At 61.3% G+C, this 16,221-nt stretch carries 13 protein-coding genes and 1 tRNA gene; 9 read left to right on the forward strand and 5 right to left on the reverse strand.

Translation table 11 applies throughout. The annotated features are described in order from the left end of the window. Window positions 1-4: 4 nt before the first annotated feature. The 8 genes from H7847_RS16610 (at window position 5) to H7847_RS16645 (ending at window position 9,907) form a co-directional block, all read left to right on the forward strand. A complete protein-coding gene (locus H7847_RS16610; protein ID WP_227270604.1) occupies window positions 5-1,093 on the forward strand; it encodes a TFIIB-type zinc finger domain-containing protein in 1,089 nt (362 codons plus the stop codon). A gap of 55 nt (window positions 1,094-1,148) precedes the next feature. Further along, complete coding sequence (gene dtd / locus H7847_RS16615) at window positions 1,149-1,595, forward strand: D-aminoacyl-tRNA deacylase (RefSeq protein WP_227270605.1); 447 nt, start codon at window positions 1,149-1,151, stop codon at window positions 1,593-1,595. 36 nt (window positions 1,596-1,631) lie between these two features. Then, window positions 1,632-2,747: a DUF4147 domain-containing protein gene (locus H7847_RS16620; protein ID WP_227270606.1), complete on the forward strand. Its 1,116-nt coding sequence runs from the start codon at window positions 1,632-1,634 to the stop codon at window positions 2,745-2,747. A gap of 48 nt (window positions 2,748-2,795) precedes the next feature. After that, on the forward strand, window positions 2,796-4,787 hold the full coding sequence (locus tag H7847_RS16625) for a CocE/NonD family hydrolase (RefSeq protein WP_227270607.1): 1,992 nt from the start codon (window positions 2,796-2,798) through the stop codon (window positions 4,785-4,787). Window positions 4,788-4,907: 120 nt separating this feature from the next. After that, window positions 4,908-6,497 (forward strand): ABC transporter substrate-binding protein, encoded by a 1,590-nt coding sequence (locus tag H7847_RS16630; protein WP_227270608.1) that lies wholly within the window; start codon window positions 4,908-4,910, stop codon window positions 6,495-6,497. 10 nt (window positions 6,498-6,507) lie between these two features. Continuing rightward, the gene (locus H7847_RS16635; protein ID WP_227270609.1) at window positions 6,508-7,464 is read left to right on the forward strand and encodes an ABC transporter permease; all 957 of its coding nucleotides are present in this window, start codon (window positions 6,508-6,510) and stop codon (window positions 7,462-7,464) included. After that, window positions 7,461-8,273, forward strand: coding sequence for an ABC transporter permease (locus H7847_RS16640; protein ID WP_227270610.1), 813 nt, complete (start codon window positions 7,461-7,463; stop codon window positions 8,271-8,273). The genes H7847_RS16635 and H7847_RS16640 overlap by 4 nt, the downstream gene beginning before the upstream one ends. Then, window positions 8,270-9,907, forward strand: a complete 1,638-nt coding sequence (locus H7847_RS16645) for an ABC transporter ATP-binding protein (RefSeq protein ID WP_227270611.1) — start codon at window positions 8,270-8,272, stop codon at window positions 9,905-9,907. Before H7847_RS16640 ends, H7847_RS16645 begins: the two co-directional genes overlap by 4 nt. A 41-nt stretch (window positions 9,908-9,948) precedes the next feature. Here the strand turns inward: H7847_RS16645 and H7847_RS16650 are convergent, their stop codons facing one another. From H7847_RS16650 to H7847_RS16660, 3 genes are all read right to left on the reverse strand, one after another. After that, window positions 9,949-10,419, reverse strand: a complete 471-nt coding sequence (locus H7847_RS16650) for a YbbN family protein (protein WP_227270612.1) — start codon at window positions 10,417-10,419, stop codon at window positions 9,949-9,951. Window positions 10,420-10,738: 319 nt separating this feature from the next. Continuing rightward, on the reverse strand, window positions 10,739-12,634 hold the full coding sequence (locus H7847_RS16655) for an acyl-CoA synthetase (RefSeq protein ID WP_227270613.1): 1,896 nt from the start codon (window positions 12,632-12,634) through the stop codon (window positions 10,739-10,741). Between the two features lie 134 nt (window positions 12,635-12,768). Beyond that, window positions 12,769-14,580 (reverse strand): ABC transporter transmembrane domain-containing protein, encoded by a 1,812-nt coding sequence (locus H7847_RS16660; protein WP_227270614.1) that lies wholly within the window; start codon window positions 14,578-14,580, stop codon window positions 12,769-12,771. Window positions 14,581-14,704: 124 nt separating this feature from the next. Between H7847_RS16660 and H7847_RS16665 the strand changes: the two genes are divergently transcribed. Next, window positions 14,705-15,022 carry a hypothetical protein gene (locus tag H7847_RS16665; RefSeq protein ID WP_227270615.1) on the forward strand — a complete coding sequence of 106 codons (318 nt, stop codon included), beginning with the start codon at window positions 14,705-14,707 and terminating at the stop codon, window positions 15,020-15,022. Here the strand turns inward: H7847_RS16665 and H7847_RS16670 are convergent. Next, a complete protein-coding gene (locus tag H7847_RS16670; protein ID WP_227270616.1) occupies window positions 15,006-15,371 on the reverse strand; it encodes a hypothetical protein in 366 nt (121 codons plus the stop codon). The two genes, H7847_RS16665 and H7847_RS16670, sit on opposite strands and share 17 nt — an antisense overlap. Window positions 15,372-15,871: 500 nt before the next feature. Further along, window positions 15,872-15,945, reverse strand: a tRNA-Gly gene (locus H7847_RS16675). Window positions 15,946-16,221: the final 276 nt, after the last annotated feature.

The raw sequence follows: 16,221 nt of genomic DNA on the forward strand, positions 1-16,221 counted from the left end.
TCCCATGACCAACATGCAGCAGCATTTTCCCTGTGACACCTGCGGTGCCGATCTTCGGTTTGAGCCGAAAACCGGACAGCTGGTCTGCCAGCACTGTGGCAACACCGAAAGTCTCGAACAGGGCCCCTGGGCCGCCACCACCATTCGCGAGCTCGATTTCAACGCAGCGCTCAAGGGGGCCCTGCCCGCGCCCGAAATGGAAGAGACACGGGTCTCCAAATGCCCCAACTGTGCCGCCGAGGTCGAGTTCGACCCCGACATCCACGCCAAGGAATGCCCCTTCTGTGCAACGCCCGTGGTCACCGACACAGGCACCCACCGCCACATCAAACCGCGCGCCGTGCTGCCCTTTGCGCTGGACGAACCCACCGCCCATGACGCCATGAACGACTGGCTGGGGGCCTTGTGGTTTGCACCCAACGGGTTGCAGGACTATGCCCGCAAGGGCCGCCGGATGGACGGGATCTATGTGCCCTACTGGACTTATGACGCAGACACCGCGACACGCTACAGCGGCGAACGCGGCACTGTCTACTATGAAACCCGCACGGTGATGCGCAACGGCAAGCGCCAGTCCATACGGGTCGCCAAGGTGCGGTGGCGCGCGGCCCGTGGACAGGTCGCCCGGTTCTTTGACGACGTGCTGGTGCTGGCCTCGAAAAGCCTGCCGAAACGCTTTACCGACGGGTTGGCCCCTTGGGATCTGTCCGCGCTGGAGCCCTATACCCCCGAATACCTCGCAGGTTTTCGCGCCGAAGGCTATGCGGTGTCGCTGGAGGAAGGCTTTGCCGAGGCGCGCGCCGTCATGGACGGGGTGATCCGCCGCGACATCAAGTTCGACATCGGCGGCGACCGTCAGCGCATCCATCAGGTCGATACCACTGTCCGTGACGTGACCTTCAAACACGTGCTCTTGCCGGTCTGGCTCGCCGCCTACAAGTACCGGGGCGAGACCTACCGTTTTGTCGTCAACGGGCGCACCGGCAAGGTGCAAGGGCAGCGCCCTTATTCGGCCGTCAAGATCGCGCTGGCAATCATCGCCGGGCTGATCATCGCCGCCGCAATTGGCCTTGCCTACGGATTGAACGCATGAACCGCGCCGCAAAACCATCTACGGGCACAGCGCCCGGCTGCGGGGAACGCCTCGCATGAGAGCGCTGCTGCAACGTGTCACCGAGGCCTCGGTCATTGTAAGTGCAGAGGTCGTGGGCCGCATCGACGCAGGGCTGCTGATCTTTGTCTGCGCCATGCCGGGCGATACCAAAGAAACATCGGCAAAACTGGCCGCCAAGGTCGCAAAACTGCGGCTCTTCAAGGATGCGGCAGGCAAAATGAACCTCAATCTTGCCCAGTCAGGCGGCGCGGCCCTGGTCGTGAGCCAATTCACCCTTGCCGCCGACACCAGGCGGGGGAACCGGCCGGGATTTTCCGGCGCGGCCAAGCCCGCCGACGCCGAGGCCCTGTACGCGCAGTTCACCCAAGACCTGCGGGGCCGGGTTGACGTGGTTGAGACGGGACGCTTCGGCGCTGACATGGCGGTGGCGCTAACCAATGACGGCCCTGTCACGATCTGGCTAGACACCGACGCGCTTTGAACCGCGCTCCCGCCCCCCCTTCGAAAGGCCCAACTGATGCAACATTCCCAAACGCTGAAACTTTTGTTTGATGCAGGGGTAGAGGCCGTGCGTGGGGACACGGCCGTGGCCCGTGCACTGGCGGCGCAAGAGACGCCCGTGCCGGATCAGATCATCGCCGTGGGCAAGGCCGCGACGGCTATGGCCACGGCGGCACAGGCCAAGTATCCGACAGCCAGATCGCTGATCGTGACAAAATACGGCCACGCCGAGCAAGCGCCCACCGGGGCCGAGGTGATCGAAGCCGCCCATCCGGTGTTGGATGAGAACTCTCTGCGCGCCGGGGCGCGCGTGCGCGAGATCGTCGAGGGGATGCCCGCAGGCAGCCATCTGCTGATGCTCGTGTCGGGCGGGGCCTCAGCGCTTGTCGAAGCGCCTCTGGACGGTCTTGATCTGGCAGGCCTCACCGCCCGCACCAAACAGATGCTGGGATCGGGGGCCGATATTCACGCCGTGAATAAAGTCCGTAAAACCCTCAGCCAGATCAAGGGGGGTAAGCTGCTGGCCGGCTTCAAGGGCGCCTCTGTGACAACGCTGGCGATCTCGGATGTCGAAGGCGACGCGCTGTCGGTCATCGGCTCCGGCATCGGGGATGTGTCGGGCGCGCCCGGCTTTGACTTCGATCCAAGGATTGTCGCGAGCAATGAGATCGCCCGCGCGGCCATCGCCTCGGCAGCGCGGGCGCAGGGTCTGACGCTGCAGGTGAACGACGAAACGCTCTACGAAGATATCAACGTATTGAGCCCACGGCTGGGTGCGGCGCTGCGATCCGGATCTTCTGGGCTCTATCTCTGGGGCGGCGAACCCACCGTGGTGCTGCCGCCCAACCCCGGACGCGGTGGGCGCAATCAGGCCCTCGCCCTGCTGATCGCACGCGAGATCGCCGGGCAGCAGGGCATCGAGGTGCTGGTGGCCGGAACAGACGGCACAGACGGCCCCACCATGGCGGCGGGCGCAATCGTCGATGGCGCCACCTGGCAAACCTCGGGGCAGGCAGCACTTGATCGGGCCGATGCAGGCGCCTGGCTTGAGGCAGAGGGTGCATTGCTGACCACGGGCCCTACCGGCACCAATGTCATGGACCTCGTGATCGCCCTGAAAAACGGAACCTAACTGGCTGCACCGGTTGACAAATCCGCGCGCGCCCGCAACCGTGCCCATATGACTGCGCCCGACACTCTTCGCGACATCGAAGAAGACCCTGATTTCGGCATCACCCTCAGCGATGGCTGCCGCCTGTCCGCCCGTCTGTGGAAACCAAAGGATGCAGGCGATGATCCGGTCCCCGTGATCCTCGAATACCTGCCCTATCGCAAGCGCGACGGCACCTGCGCGCGCGACGCGCTGACCCATCCGTGGTTTGCCGCACGGGGTTATGCCTGTCTGCGGGTGGATATCCGGGGCAATGGTGATAGCCAGGGGCTGATGACCGACGAATACACTCCGCAGGAACTCGCGGATGCGGTCGAAGTCATCAACCAGATCGCGGCCCTGCCCTGGTGCAACGGGCGCGTTGGCATGATGGGGATCAGCTGGGGCGGGTTCAACGGATTGCAGGTTGCAGCCCTCGGCCCCGACGCGCTCAAGGCTGTCATCACCTTGTGTTCCACCGTGGACCGCTACGCGGATGACATCCATTACAAAGGCGGTTGCCTGCTGAATGAAAACTTGGGCTGGGGGGCTGCGATGTGGGCCTACTCAAGCCGCGCCCCCGACCCGGCCCTGCGCCCGGACTGGCGCGAGGACTGGCTGAACCGGCTGGAAAACGAACCCTTCCTCCCGGCGCTCTGGCTCCGTCATCAGCGGCGCGATGCGTATTGGAAACATGGCTCGGTCATCGAGGATTACAGCGCCATCAAGGCCAAGGTGCTGGCCATCGGCGGCTGGGGGGACGCCTATAAGAACGCGGTGCCGCAACTGGTCGCGGCCCTGCCGGGGGCCAAAGGCATCGTGGGCCCCTGGGTGCATAAATACCCGCATTTCGCCGTGCCTGAACCCCGGATCGGGTTTCTGCAGGAAGCTCTGCGCTGGTGGGACCGTTGGCTGAAGGACATAGACACCGGCGTGACCGAAGATCCCGACTACCGCGCCTATCTCATGGACGGTGTCCGACCGCAGCGCTGGCACACTGAACGCGCCGGTCGGTGGGTTGCCGAAGAATACGGGGCCGCCGCACATATTCCTCACCGGACCCTGCATCTGACCAATGTCGGGCTCTCGGATGGGGCTGGACCCCTGACCGCGCAGGTGACCTCGCCGCAGGATTGCGGCGCAGAGGCGGGCGAGTATTGCGCGATCTGGCTGGGCCCTGAAATGCCCGGCGACCAGCGTGCCGACGATATGATGTCCGCAACCTTCGACAGCGCGCCGGCAGAGGCCGACACCGACATCTTCGGGGCGCCACGGATCACCCTGCGGCTGGTGTCGGATGTGCCACAGGCACAGGTGGTTGTGCGGCTGAACCACGTGCATCCGGACGGGGCCTCAACCCGGATCACCTACGGGGTTCTGAACCTCAGCCACCGCGACAGCCATGCAGCCCCCAGCCCCGTCACGCCGGGAGAGACCATCCGGGTTACCTTCCCGCTCGACCACATCGCCTACCGCTTGCCACAGGGACACAGGCTGCGGGTGGCGGTCTCCTCCGCCTACTGGCCGCTGCTGTGGCCCGCGCCCGAGCGGACCAGCCTGACGCTGTATAGCGGGACAATGAATTTGCCCGTCCGGCGAACGGCCCGAAAGGACGAATACAGCTTTGAGCCCCCGACCGCCGCAGACCCTTGGGAAACGGAAGTGCTGCGCCCGGAAAGAAATACCCGCCACCGGGTTGTGGATATGAAAACGGGCATCGTATCGCTGGTGATCGAGGATGATTTCGGCAAGGTTCGCGATAAAGACCACGGGTTGGTCGCGGGCTCGGTGGCGCGCGAGCGCTGGGATATCCACCCGGATGATCCGCTGTCTGCGCGCGGCAGTTGCCACTGGACCGAAGAGATGGAGCGCGATGACATACGACTGCGTACGGAAACCACAAGCACCATGTGGTCGGATGCGGAGAGTTTCTTTCTCACGGCCCGCATTGAGGCCTATGAGAACGACGTCCTGATCTATGCCCGCGATGTGACGGATCAAATTGCGCGCGACCATATCTGAGACCGGACTTATCAAATATCCGCAATAGCCCTTGCGACAGCGCCAGAAATGCGCAAGCCTGCTGCCATCACATAAAAAGCAAAAAAGCGCACAGAACGCATTACCCATCGGGAGATACCAATGAACGACGAGCTCAAATACCTTAGTAAACGTGTCACAAGAGGCCTGATGACACGCCGTGACTTTGTCGGGCGCGCGGCAGCCCTCGGTGTGACGGCCGCTGTTGCCAACACCATGCTGGCATCTGCTGCCAAAGCTGAAGGTCCCGTGAAAGGTGGCACGCTGCGCATCGGCTCCTCCGGGGGCGAAAGCACGAACACCCAAGACCCGGCTGCCGCCGCCTCCGAAGTCCCCGTGACCAACCTGCGCATGTGGGGTGAGCCGCTGGTCAACACCGCCCCCGACGGCGGGCTGGATTTCCGCGCAGCCGAAAGCGTGGAAGCGTCAGCGGATGCGAAGACATGGACCTTCAAGATCCGGCAGGGCGTGGAATTCCACAACGGCAAGACCCTGACCGCCGAAGACGTGCTGGCCACGATCCAGCGCCACGCCAACGAGGACAGCCAGTCCGGCGCGCTGGGGCTGCTGACCGACATTGAGAGCATGCGGGCCGATGGCGACAATTTCATCGTCGAGCTTGGCATTGGCAATGCCGACCTGCCCTATCTGCTGGGCGATTACCACCTGATGATCCAGCCGGGTGGCGGCGTGGATGACCCGGCCGCGGCCATCGGCATCGGCGCCTATATGCTGGAGGTTGACGAGCCCGGCGTGCGCCATGGCTTCAAGAAAAACCCCAACTACTGGGACGATACCCGCGGCCATGCCGACGAGGTCGAGGTGCTGGTGCTGAACGATTCCACTGCCCGGACGGCCGCCCTGCAATCGGGTCAGGTACATCTGATCAACCGGATCGACCCCAAGGTCGCGGGCCTGCTCGACCGGGCCCCGAACCTGAGCGTCAAAAGCGTCTCGGGTCGTGGTCACTATGTGTTCATCATGCATATCGACACCCCGCCCTTTGACAACAACGAGCTGCGGTTGGCGCTGAAATACGCAATCAACCGCCAGGATATGGTTGACAAGATTCTGCGGGGCTATGGCTCGATCGGGAATGACATGCCGATCAACAAATCCTACCCGCTCTTTGACGACACGATCCCGCAGCGCGAGCATGATCTGGCCAAGGCCGCCGAGCACTATGAGAAATCCGGCCATGACGGCTCACCCATCATTCTGCGCACAGCCGATGGGGCCTTCCCCGGTGCCGTGGATGCGGCAGCCCTCTTTCAGCAATCCGCACAGGCGGCTGGTATCCCGCTGGAGATCAAGCGCGAACCCAACGACGGCTACTGGTCAGAGGTCTGGAATGTGCAGCCTTTCTGTGCGTCCTACTGGGGCGGTCGTCCGGTACAGGACCAGATGTACTCCACGGCGTATCTATCAACCGCGGACTGGAACGATACCCGGTTCAAGGTCCCGGAATTCGACGAGATGCTGCTGGCCGCGCGGGGCGAGCTGGATGAAGCCAAGCGCAAGGAGATCTACTCCAAGATGGGTCGGATGCTGCGCGACGAAGGCGGGCTGATCCTGCCGATGTTCAACGATTTCGTGGACGGCGTCTCCAACACCGTCGGCGGCTGGAGCGAAGACCCGAACGATCAGATGATGAACAATCTCGCAAGCGTCAAATGCTGGGTGACTGCCTGAGGCTGGGCAGATGCACCCGATCTTAACACTGGTTGCCCAGCGCCTTGCGCTGGGTGTCCTGTTGCTGTTCGCCGCCTCCATTCTCATCTTTGCCGGCACCTCGATCCTGCCGGGAGATGTGGCCCAACAGATCCTCGGACAGGCCGCCACGCCCGAAGCGCTGGAGAACATGCGCCGCGAACTGGGGCTGAACGAGCCGCCCCTGACCCGCTATCTCTCCTGGCTGGGCGGCATCCTGCAGGGCGATCTCGGCACTGCCCTGACCAACGGCCTCGACATTGCGGAAAGCCTTGGCGCGCGGCTCTCCAATACGCTGTTTCTGGCGTTCTGGGCGGCGGTCATCTCCGTCCCGCTGGCGATTTTTCTGGGCCTGCTGGCCGTACGCTACAAGGACCGCTGGCCGGACAAGCTGATCTCCGGCGTGACGCTGACCACCATCTCTATCCCTGAATTCATGATCGGCTATGTGCTGGTCTACTGGGTGTCGATCCAGTTCGGCTGGTTTTCTTCCGTGGCGATCATCAACGACAGCATGACGATCTGGCAAAAGCTCAACGCCATTGCAATCCCCGTCATGGTGCTGACGCTGGTGGTGCTGGCGCATATGATGCGGATGACCCGCGCCGCCATCCTCAACGTCATGCAATCGGCCTATATCGAGACCGCCGAGCTCAAGGGCATGCCGATGCTCAAGATCATCCGCAAACATGCCTTTCCCAACGCCATCGCCCCCATCGTCAATGTGGTGATGATAAACCTCGCCTACCTCGTTGTCGGCGTCGTGGTGGTGGAGGTCGTCTTTGCCTATCCCGGCATGGGGCAATACCTCGTGGACCATGTGGCCAAGCGCGATATCCCGGTGGTACAGGCCTGCGGGCTGATCTTTGCCGCGGTCTACATCGGGCTCAATCTGGTGGCGGACATCGTGTCGATCCTCGCGAACCCCAGGCTGAGGCACCCTAAATGAGAATACCGGTTGCCGCCCTGATCGGGCTGTTTTTCACAACGCTCTTTTTCCTCGCCGCCGTCTTTGCCCCGCTCATCGCCCCCTACGGCATGGCAGAGATCGTGGGCGACGTGTGGGAGCCGCCCTCTGACCAGTTCCTGCTGGGCACCGACAGCATCGGACGCGATCTGCTCAGCCGGATGATCTACGGCGGGCAAACCACCATCTTCATTGCCACCGCCGCCACGGCGCTCAGCTTTATCACAGGGTCAGTGCTGGGGTTCTTTGCGGCCGTCTCGGGGGGCTGGGTCGACCAGCTCATCAGCCGGTTTGTGGACCTCATCATGTCGATCCCCTCGCTGATCTTTGCGCTGGTGGTGCTGTCGGTGATGCCCACCACCATCACGATCCTGATCGTGCTCATGGGGCTTTTGGACTCAACCCGGGTCTACCGGCTGGCCCGTGCGGTGGCTGTCGATATCACCGTGATGGACTATGTCGAAGCTGCCCGCCTGCGGGGCGAAAAAATCGGCTGGATCATCTTTCGCGAGACCCTGCCCAATGCCCTCTCCCCGCTGGTGGCTGAAATGGGGCTGCGGTTCATCTTTGCAGTGCTCTTTGTCTCGACGCTGTCGTTCCTCGGCCTGGGCGTACAACCCCCGCAAGCGGATTGGGGCGGTATCGTGAAGGAGAACAAGGAAGGCATCAACTACGGCATCGCCGCCGCCCTCTACCCGGCCTATGCCATCGCGGTGCTCTGCATCTCGATCAACCTTGTGGCGGACTGGGTGCTGAACCGCACCACCAGCCTGAAGGGAGGCCGGGGATGAGCGAGACACTCCTGAAGGTCCGCGGCCTCAAGATCGGGGCCACGATCTACCCGCCCGATGAGAAATCCCGCGACATCGATATCGTGCACGGGATCGATTTCGACCTCGCACCGGGCAAGGTGCTGGGGCTGATCGGTGAATCCGGGGCCGGAAAATCCACCATCGGTCTGGCCGCGATGGCCTACGGTCGCGGTGGCGTGGAAATCACCGGCGGATCGGTTGAGGTAAACGACCGCGATATCCTGCAATCCGGCATCCGCGACGTGCGGCACCTGCGCGGAGCCGAGGTGACCTATGTCAGCCAGTCTGCGGCCGCCTCCTTCAACCCGGCCAAGAAGATCCTCGAACAGGTGACCGAAGCCGCAATCCTGCACGGCAAGTTCAGCCGCAGGGAGGCTGAGGAACGTGCGGTTGTCCTCTTTGGCAAGCTGGGGTTGCCGGACCCGGAAAACATCGGCCAGCGCTATCCGCATCAGGTGTCGGGCGGGCAGCTGCAACGCTGCATGACGGCGCTGGCGCTCTGCCCGGAACCGGACCTCGTTGTCTTTGACGAACCCACAACAGCGCTGGATGTGACCACGCAGATTGATGTGCTGGCGGCAATCAAGGAGGCCATTCGCGACACCGGCGTCTCGGCGCTTTACATCACGCATGACCTGGCCGTGGTGGCGCAGGTGTCCGACCACATCATGGTGCTGCGGATGGGGGAGATGGTGGAATACGGCACCGTCGATCAGATCATCAACGCCCCGCGCGAAGACTATACCAAGGCGCTTGTCTCTGTCCGCTCCGTCCAGCACGAGGAAAAGCAACCCACGCCCCACCCGGTGCTCCGGGTGGAGGCCGTGAACGCCCGCTACAAGGGCACCAGTTTCGACGTGCTGAAAGACATCAACGTGGAACTTCACCTCGGTCAGACGCTGGCAGTGGTGGGCGAATCCGGCTCCGGCAAGTCAACGCTGGCGCGGGTCATCACCGGCCTTTTGCCCCCCAGCGCAGGCAAGATCACCTTTGCCGGTCGGGAACTGACCCCCGATCTCGCCAGTCGCCCGCTGGAAGACCTGCGCGAGTTGCAGATGATCTACCAGATGGCCGATACGGCGATGAACCCGCGCCAGACCGTGGGCACCATCATCGGTCGTCCGCTGGAGTTTTACTTTGGCCTCAAGGGCGCGGAAAAGCAGAAACGCATTCAGGAGTTGCTGGACCAGATCGAGCTCGGCACGGGCTTTCAGGATCGCTACCCGGCAGAGCTTTCGGGCGGGCAGAAACAACGGGTCTGCATTGCCCGTGCGCTGGCCGCCAAGCCAAGGCTGATTATTTGTGACGAGGTGACCTCGGCGCTTGATCCGCTGGTCGCGGACGGCATTCTGAAACTGCTGCTCAGCCTGCAAAAATCCGAGGATGTCGCCTATCTCTTTATCACCCACGATCTGGCGACCGTGCGCGCGATCTCCGACAGCATCGCTGTGATGTATCAGGGCGCGGTGGTGCGGTACGGGCCGAAGTCACAAGTGCTCAGCCCACCCTTTGACGACTACACCGATCTTCTGTTGAGCTCCGTGCCCGAGATGCGGCTTGGCTGGCTGGAAGAGGTCATCGCCAACCGCAAGATGGAAAGCGCCGGCAACTAGGGTGGGCGCTTTCCGGCACCACCAAGAGGCCCGTGTCAGGCCTAAGTAGCCGCTTTATGATCGGCGATCATCGGGCTGAGCTGCGCCTCACTGTGCATCCCATTCACACTGCGCAACAGCTCCCCGTCCCTGTCAAAGAACAACAGCGTCACATGCGGAACGCCGTGCCGTGCCGCAAGCGAAGCCCCCTCGGGCGTGTTGATATCGGCCACAAGGTAGATCAGCCCGCAGTCGTCGAACCCCTTCAGGGCCGCGCGGGTCTGTTTTTGCAAGGCGGTGCAGATGGGGCAGTGCGGGTCGTGGACCTGCACAATGGCGGGGGCGCCCTGCCCCATGCGGGACAGGTCGTGCTCTGCCGCGTAGGCTCGAAACGACCCGGCGGCCCAATAGCCCACGCCGCCAACCGTCACGACACCCAAGGCCCCGTTGCGCATCAACTTAAGCATATCGCGGCGCGTCGTCTCTTCCGGCACCGGGGCTTTGCTCTTTCGGATCTTGCGTGATTTGGCCATGAGGGGTCCTTCGATGACTGGTGATGGCAGTTTGCTGCACTCCACCGCCATTTCCCAAGCGCAATTGCCTCACGGGCTGTCACATTCCCGTCAGGGGTCGCGATCATCATAGCAGGCCACAGGCAGGGCCTGCGCGGTCAGCAAGCCGGGGGGCGCGACCCGCCACAACGAGAAACCGTTTATATCTCTGTCATGCCAAAGGCCCTGAAGGGACGATGTGACAGAGGCGCTCCAGCTTGCCCCGATGATCCTGTCCCGATTGGATGCACCCCTTGCCCGAACAATGAAGGCCGCCGCTTTTTATCCGGATCGCCATCGTTCATTCTGCCGCAACAGAGGTCGCTGCAACCTCCCATGGGCGGACGTAATCGCCCAGGATCTGGCCGATGCTCTCCTCGCTCGCACCGCGGGGGTCGACTTGGGCGACCAGCCCGCGCTTTTTGTCGTCAATCACCGCCACCACACGGGCAGGCAGATCGCCTTTTTCCAGCGCGTCGTTGTAAATCCGCGTGATGGCATGCTTGCGCAGGTCGGGTTTGAAAATCTTGCCAACAGCCGTCTTCGGCAGCTCCGGTAGGATGGTCATGTGCTTGGGGTGGGCCGCACGTTCGTGCACGTTGGTTTTGCAGAACGCGATCAGTTCCGCCTCTGTCACCTGCGCCCCGCTGACCAGTTCGACAAAAGCGCAAGGGACCTCGCCCGCATGGGCGTCAGGCTGACCAATGGCCCCGGCAAAAGCCACCGCCTCATGGTGCAAAAGCGCCTCTTCGATCTCGGCGGGGTCGATGTTGTGCCCGCCCCGGATGATGAGGTCCTTGGCGCGTCCGGTGATCCAGAGGTAGCCATCAGGATCCACCCGCCCCAGATCGCCGGTGCGCAGAAACTCACCATAGAACATCTCCGCGTTCTTGTCGGCTTCGGTGTAGGTGTGGCCGACATAGACGCCGGGGTTCGACACGCAGATCTCGCCCACCTCGTCGATGTCGGCCTCGATGGGGCCGTTCTCTGTCGTTTTGTAGATCTTGACATCGCAATAGGGGAACGGAATGCCGATGCTGCCAACCTTCTTTTCGCCATCCGTCGGGTTGCACGACACCAGGCAGGTCGCCTCTGTCAGACCATACCCTTCGACAAGCTTCACGCCCGTGGCCTTTTCAAACCGCCGAAAGAGCTCAAGCGGCAGCGGGGCAGACCCCGAGAAGGCCGTCTGCACCGTGCTCACATCCGCATCAATCGGGCGCTGCATCTTGGCAGAGATGGCGGTGGGCACGGTGATGATAAAGGTGACCTTCCACCGCTCCACCAGCTTCCAGAAGTTATCCATCACCCCATCACCCCGATACCCCTGCGGCGTGGGAAAGATCACATGCGCGCCGGAAGTCACCGCCGCCATCAGGATCACGTGGCTGGCGAACACGTGAAACAGCGGCAGCGGGCAGATGATATTGTCCTCTTCGGTAAAGAGCAGCCGCGTGCCGATCCATCCGTTGTAAATCAGCCCCGAATAGCGGTGTTGCGCCACTTTGGGCATGCCCGTGGTGCCGCCGGTATGGAAATAGCAGGCGACGCGATCCTCCGTGCTGTCGGCAAAGCGCAGGGTTTTGGGTTGCTTGGCAATTTCGGCATGAAAGCTGAGGTATCTGGCCTGGTTCTGAAACTGCCGCTTGGGCCGGATCAGGGGCACAATCCAGGATTTCGGCGGGGTCAGGTAGCGCAGCAGATCGACCTCGAGCACGGTTTGCACATTGGGCGCGAGGGCGACCGCCTCTGCTGCCTTGTCGGCCACGTCGGTTTTGGGGAAAGGCCGCAGGGTCACAACCACCCTGGCGTTGGTTTCGCGCAGAATGGACCCGATCTGCTCTGCATCAAGCAGCGGGTTGATCGGGTTCACAATACCCGCCACAGCGCCGCCCAGAAGCGCCAGCACCGTCTCGTTTGCATTGGGCAGGATGTAGGCCACCACATCCGTCTCGCCCACGCCGAGCGACCGAAACAGATTGGCCGTCTGCGTCACGCGATCCTTCAGCACCGACCACGTAAGGGTTTCCGCCTTGTCGGCCGGGCCCGAGAAAATCTGAAAGCTGGTGGCTTTGCTATCGGGAAATTTCGACGTCGTCTCACTCAGCAATTGATAGAGCGTTGCAGGCAGACCCCGCTCCTTCCACGGCATTTCACCTTCAATGGCGTCGCGGTCGTCCAAACCGGCAAAAGTCATGCGTGTCCCTCCCCTGACATGGCATGTTTATCGTCCTTTGTGTGGCGCGCAGGATGCGAGTATATCACATGCGGCGCAAGCCTCGTGACGCGGCGTGCTTTTTGGGGGGACGTGACGTCAACGGCGGGCGGAATTTACTCCGCCGCCATCCCTTCGGTGAATTGCAGCTTGGCCAGCCGGGCGTAGAGCCCGCCTTCGGAGACAAGCCTGTCGTGCGCGCCGGTTGCGACCACGCGACCCTCATCCATGACCACGATGCGATCCGCTTTTTTCACCGTCGCAAGCCGGTGGGCCACGATCAGCGTCGTGCGCCCCTGGCTGAGCCTGTCGACGGCCTCCTGCACCGCGCGCTCGCTTTCGGCATCCAGCGCGCTGGTGGCCTCATCCAGCAGCAGCACAGGGGCGTCGCGCAGAATGGCACGTGCAATGGCGATCCGTTGCTTTTGCCCACCGGACAGCATCACGCCGCGCTCACCCAGATAGGCATCATAGCCTTTGGGCAAGGCGGCGATGAAATCATGGGCGGCCGCCGCGCGCGCCGCGTCTTCGATCTCGGCATCCGTGGCATCGGGACGGCCAAAGCGGATGTTTTCGCGCGCAGAGGCGGCAAAAATCACCGGATCCTGCGGTACAAGGGCCACCGATTGGCGGAAATCGTCGCGCCGCAGGGCGGCAAGATCGATCCCATCGATCAGGATGCGGCCCGAGGCAGGATCGTAAAACCGCAACAGCATCTGGATGATCGTGGTCTTGCCCGCCCCCGAGGGTCCGACAAAGGCCACGGTCTCACCCGGTTCGATGCTCAGGTTCACCCGGTCCAGCGCCTTTGTCTCAGGACGGGACGGGTAGGCGAAGGTGACGTCCTCAAAGCTCAGGCGTCCGGCAACAGGCTGTGGCAGCACAAGGGCGTGTTCAGGGTCTTTCACCGCGTCCTGGGTATCGAGCAGTTCCACAAGACGCTCAGTAGCCCCTGCCGCGCGTTGCAATTCGCCCCAGATTTCGGACAGGGCTGCAACGCCGCCCGCCACCATCACCGCGTAGATCACGAATTGCACCAGTGCCCCTTGCGTCATCTCTTCCGCCCGGACATCGCGGGCGCCGACCCAGAGCACACCGACAATCCCGGCAAAGACCAGAAAGATCACGATGACGGTCATGACCGCGCGGGTCGTCACCCGCCTGCGCGCGGCGTCAAAGGACAGCTCTGTCACGTCGGAGAACTGCTTTCGGCTCGCCTTTTCATGGGTAAAGGCCTGCACGGTCTGCACGGCACTCAACGCCTCAGATGCGTTCCCCGACGAGGCCGCAATCCAATCCTGGTTTTCACGGCTGAGCACCCTCAGCCTGCGCCCCAGCACGAGGATCGGCACGATCACTGCCGGCACAATCAGCAACACAAGACCCGTGAGTTTCGCAGATGTTAGCAGCATCAGCGCAAGGCCACCGATGAAGATCAACAGATTGCGCAGCGCGATTGACACGGAGGATCCGATGACGGACAGGATCAGCGTTGTATCCGTGGTGATCCGGCTCAGAACCTCGCCGGTCATGACCTTTTCGTAAAAGGCCGGGCTCATGCCGATCACGCGGTCAAAGATAGCTTTGCGGATGTCGGCAACGACCCGTTCGCCCAGACGCGTGACAAGCGCGTAGCGCAGCCCGGTCCCGATGGCCAACAGGCCCGCGATGCCCAGCGCTGCGGCAAAGTAAAGATCAAGCGTGTAGGCATCTTTGGTATAGAAGTTATCGACGACGCGGCGCACGGCCAAAGGCAAGGTCAAGGAGATCACGGCCGTGACGACCAGCGCGGCAATCGCCCCGAAAACCAGCATACGGTAGGGCCGCAAAAACGGGAGCAACGCTTTGAGCGCCCCCAATTGTTTGGACTTTGCACGTTCTTCCGTTTGCCCAGGCCCCCCGGGGCCAGCAGGTGTCGGCCGAGCCATATCCCCTCCCTCATAGTCGTCCTGACAATTGTCATGGCCTTACTAGACGATAGCGTCAAGACATCCCGGTCCCATCAGGACAATTACGCGCAGTTTCAATGGGCTTTGAGGTGTTGTCCGTACGTTGGGGCTGGTGCGCTGGCAGCGTTCAACCCTGCATTGTTCCGCAGATGGCCGTATCCTCACCCGCCCGTTTCACTTTCCGGTGGTGCAACTGCTACTGCGGCATCGAGCTTCGATCTGCTGGTCATTTTTGCTGGACTGGGCGGCGGGTTTCGAAACCAAACAAGGAGAAGAATTTAGTTTCATAAATTCAGCTAGTTATGGGAATTGGCGTTTTTCAACGTTGCGGGATCTATTGCGGGAAAGAGAAACCAAACCTAACGCTTCCAACAAATGTAACGCGGCTGAAAAACGTTTATGTCTTAAAAGCGCCGCCTGAACCAAGGCAGCTTCCGATCTTTGAATTCGGAAGGAAACTGCTCTTTGTTATGGTCAAGTAGCGTCCAGATGTGATCTGGAACCGAAAACGAGAATTCATACATTCCGTAGGCAATACCGCCGATCGCATCTGATTTAATAAAATCCCTCTTAAACAGCGACGATCCGTGGCCACAGTCCATTTCGGCCGTGAAGCTCTTTTGGCTGTTTGTCAGCAACCACCCATAGATCTCACGCTCGGTCTCTTTCAGAAAGGGAAGATGTTCAATGAACTGTTTCTGATGCTCGCTTATCTTCGCAGCCTGCTCGCGGACTTTGTGTCGTCTCTGCCAAGCTTCAACGGCGTACATGGCGACCTTCTCAAACAAAGACATGATCGCCAGACCACCGACTACCAGTATCGCAAAAGGCAGCCCATATACCACCCAAGGAGATTCAGTAGCGGGAAGAAATTACAGCCTGAACATGAGCCAGAAGCCGAATAGCCCAAGGCTAAATCCGAGCAGTTGCCATGCGCTCGCCTTTAGAATTCCCAACCAACCTGAATCCACAGGAACCACCTTATGTGACTAATTCGTTTCGTTCTCCCAAATCCCATTGAGGTTGTCCATTCGCGACAATCGCAGTGGTTTGGCGAATGTTGCGGGTTTGGGTCAAGAAAAACCGAACCGGCACGAAACTACCGTTTAATTTCAACATTTTAGGCAATTATTTGGAGTGGGAGGCGGGAATCGAACCCGCGTCATTAGCTTGGAAGGCAGTGGTTCAAATCAATATAAATCTAATTAGTTCAAAGAATTATATTCTTACGATTTGGTCTTTTATAGGTATTTGGTCGGAAAAGAGTTTCTGGAGCGGGCGGCGGGAATCGAACCCGCATCATCAGCTTGGAAGGCTGAGGTCTTACCATTACACAACGCCCGCTCACCTGAATCCGGGTGTATTTCATAGCTGTGTGAGCGTCAAGTGAACCAAGTAAAGTCGGTTAGAAGACTTGCAACACTATTGCCGCTCACGGCCCATTCCGGACATTAACCATCACGACCGACGCCGCTTGCAGATTCCCCGAAGCGGACATGGCGTATCTGCGGCGAATCCGGCTTGGGAGGTTTCGAACGTCGTTAAAGTCGATGTTGAAACCATTCAGCCAGAGGAGAGATACCATGAAACGCTACGTTGGAATTGATGTCGCCCAAGAGC

It is taken from the genome of Roseobacter weihaiensis (genome assembly GCF_020622345.1).
GTDB classification, from domain to species: domain Bacteria; phylum Pseudomonadota; class Alphaproteobacteria; order Rhodobacterales; family Rhodobacteraceae; genus Roseobacter; species Roseobacter weihaiensis.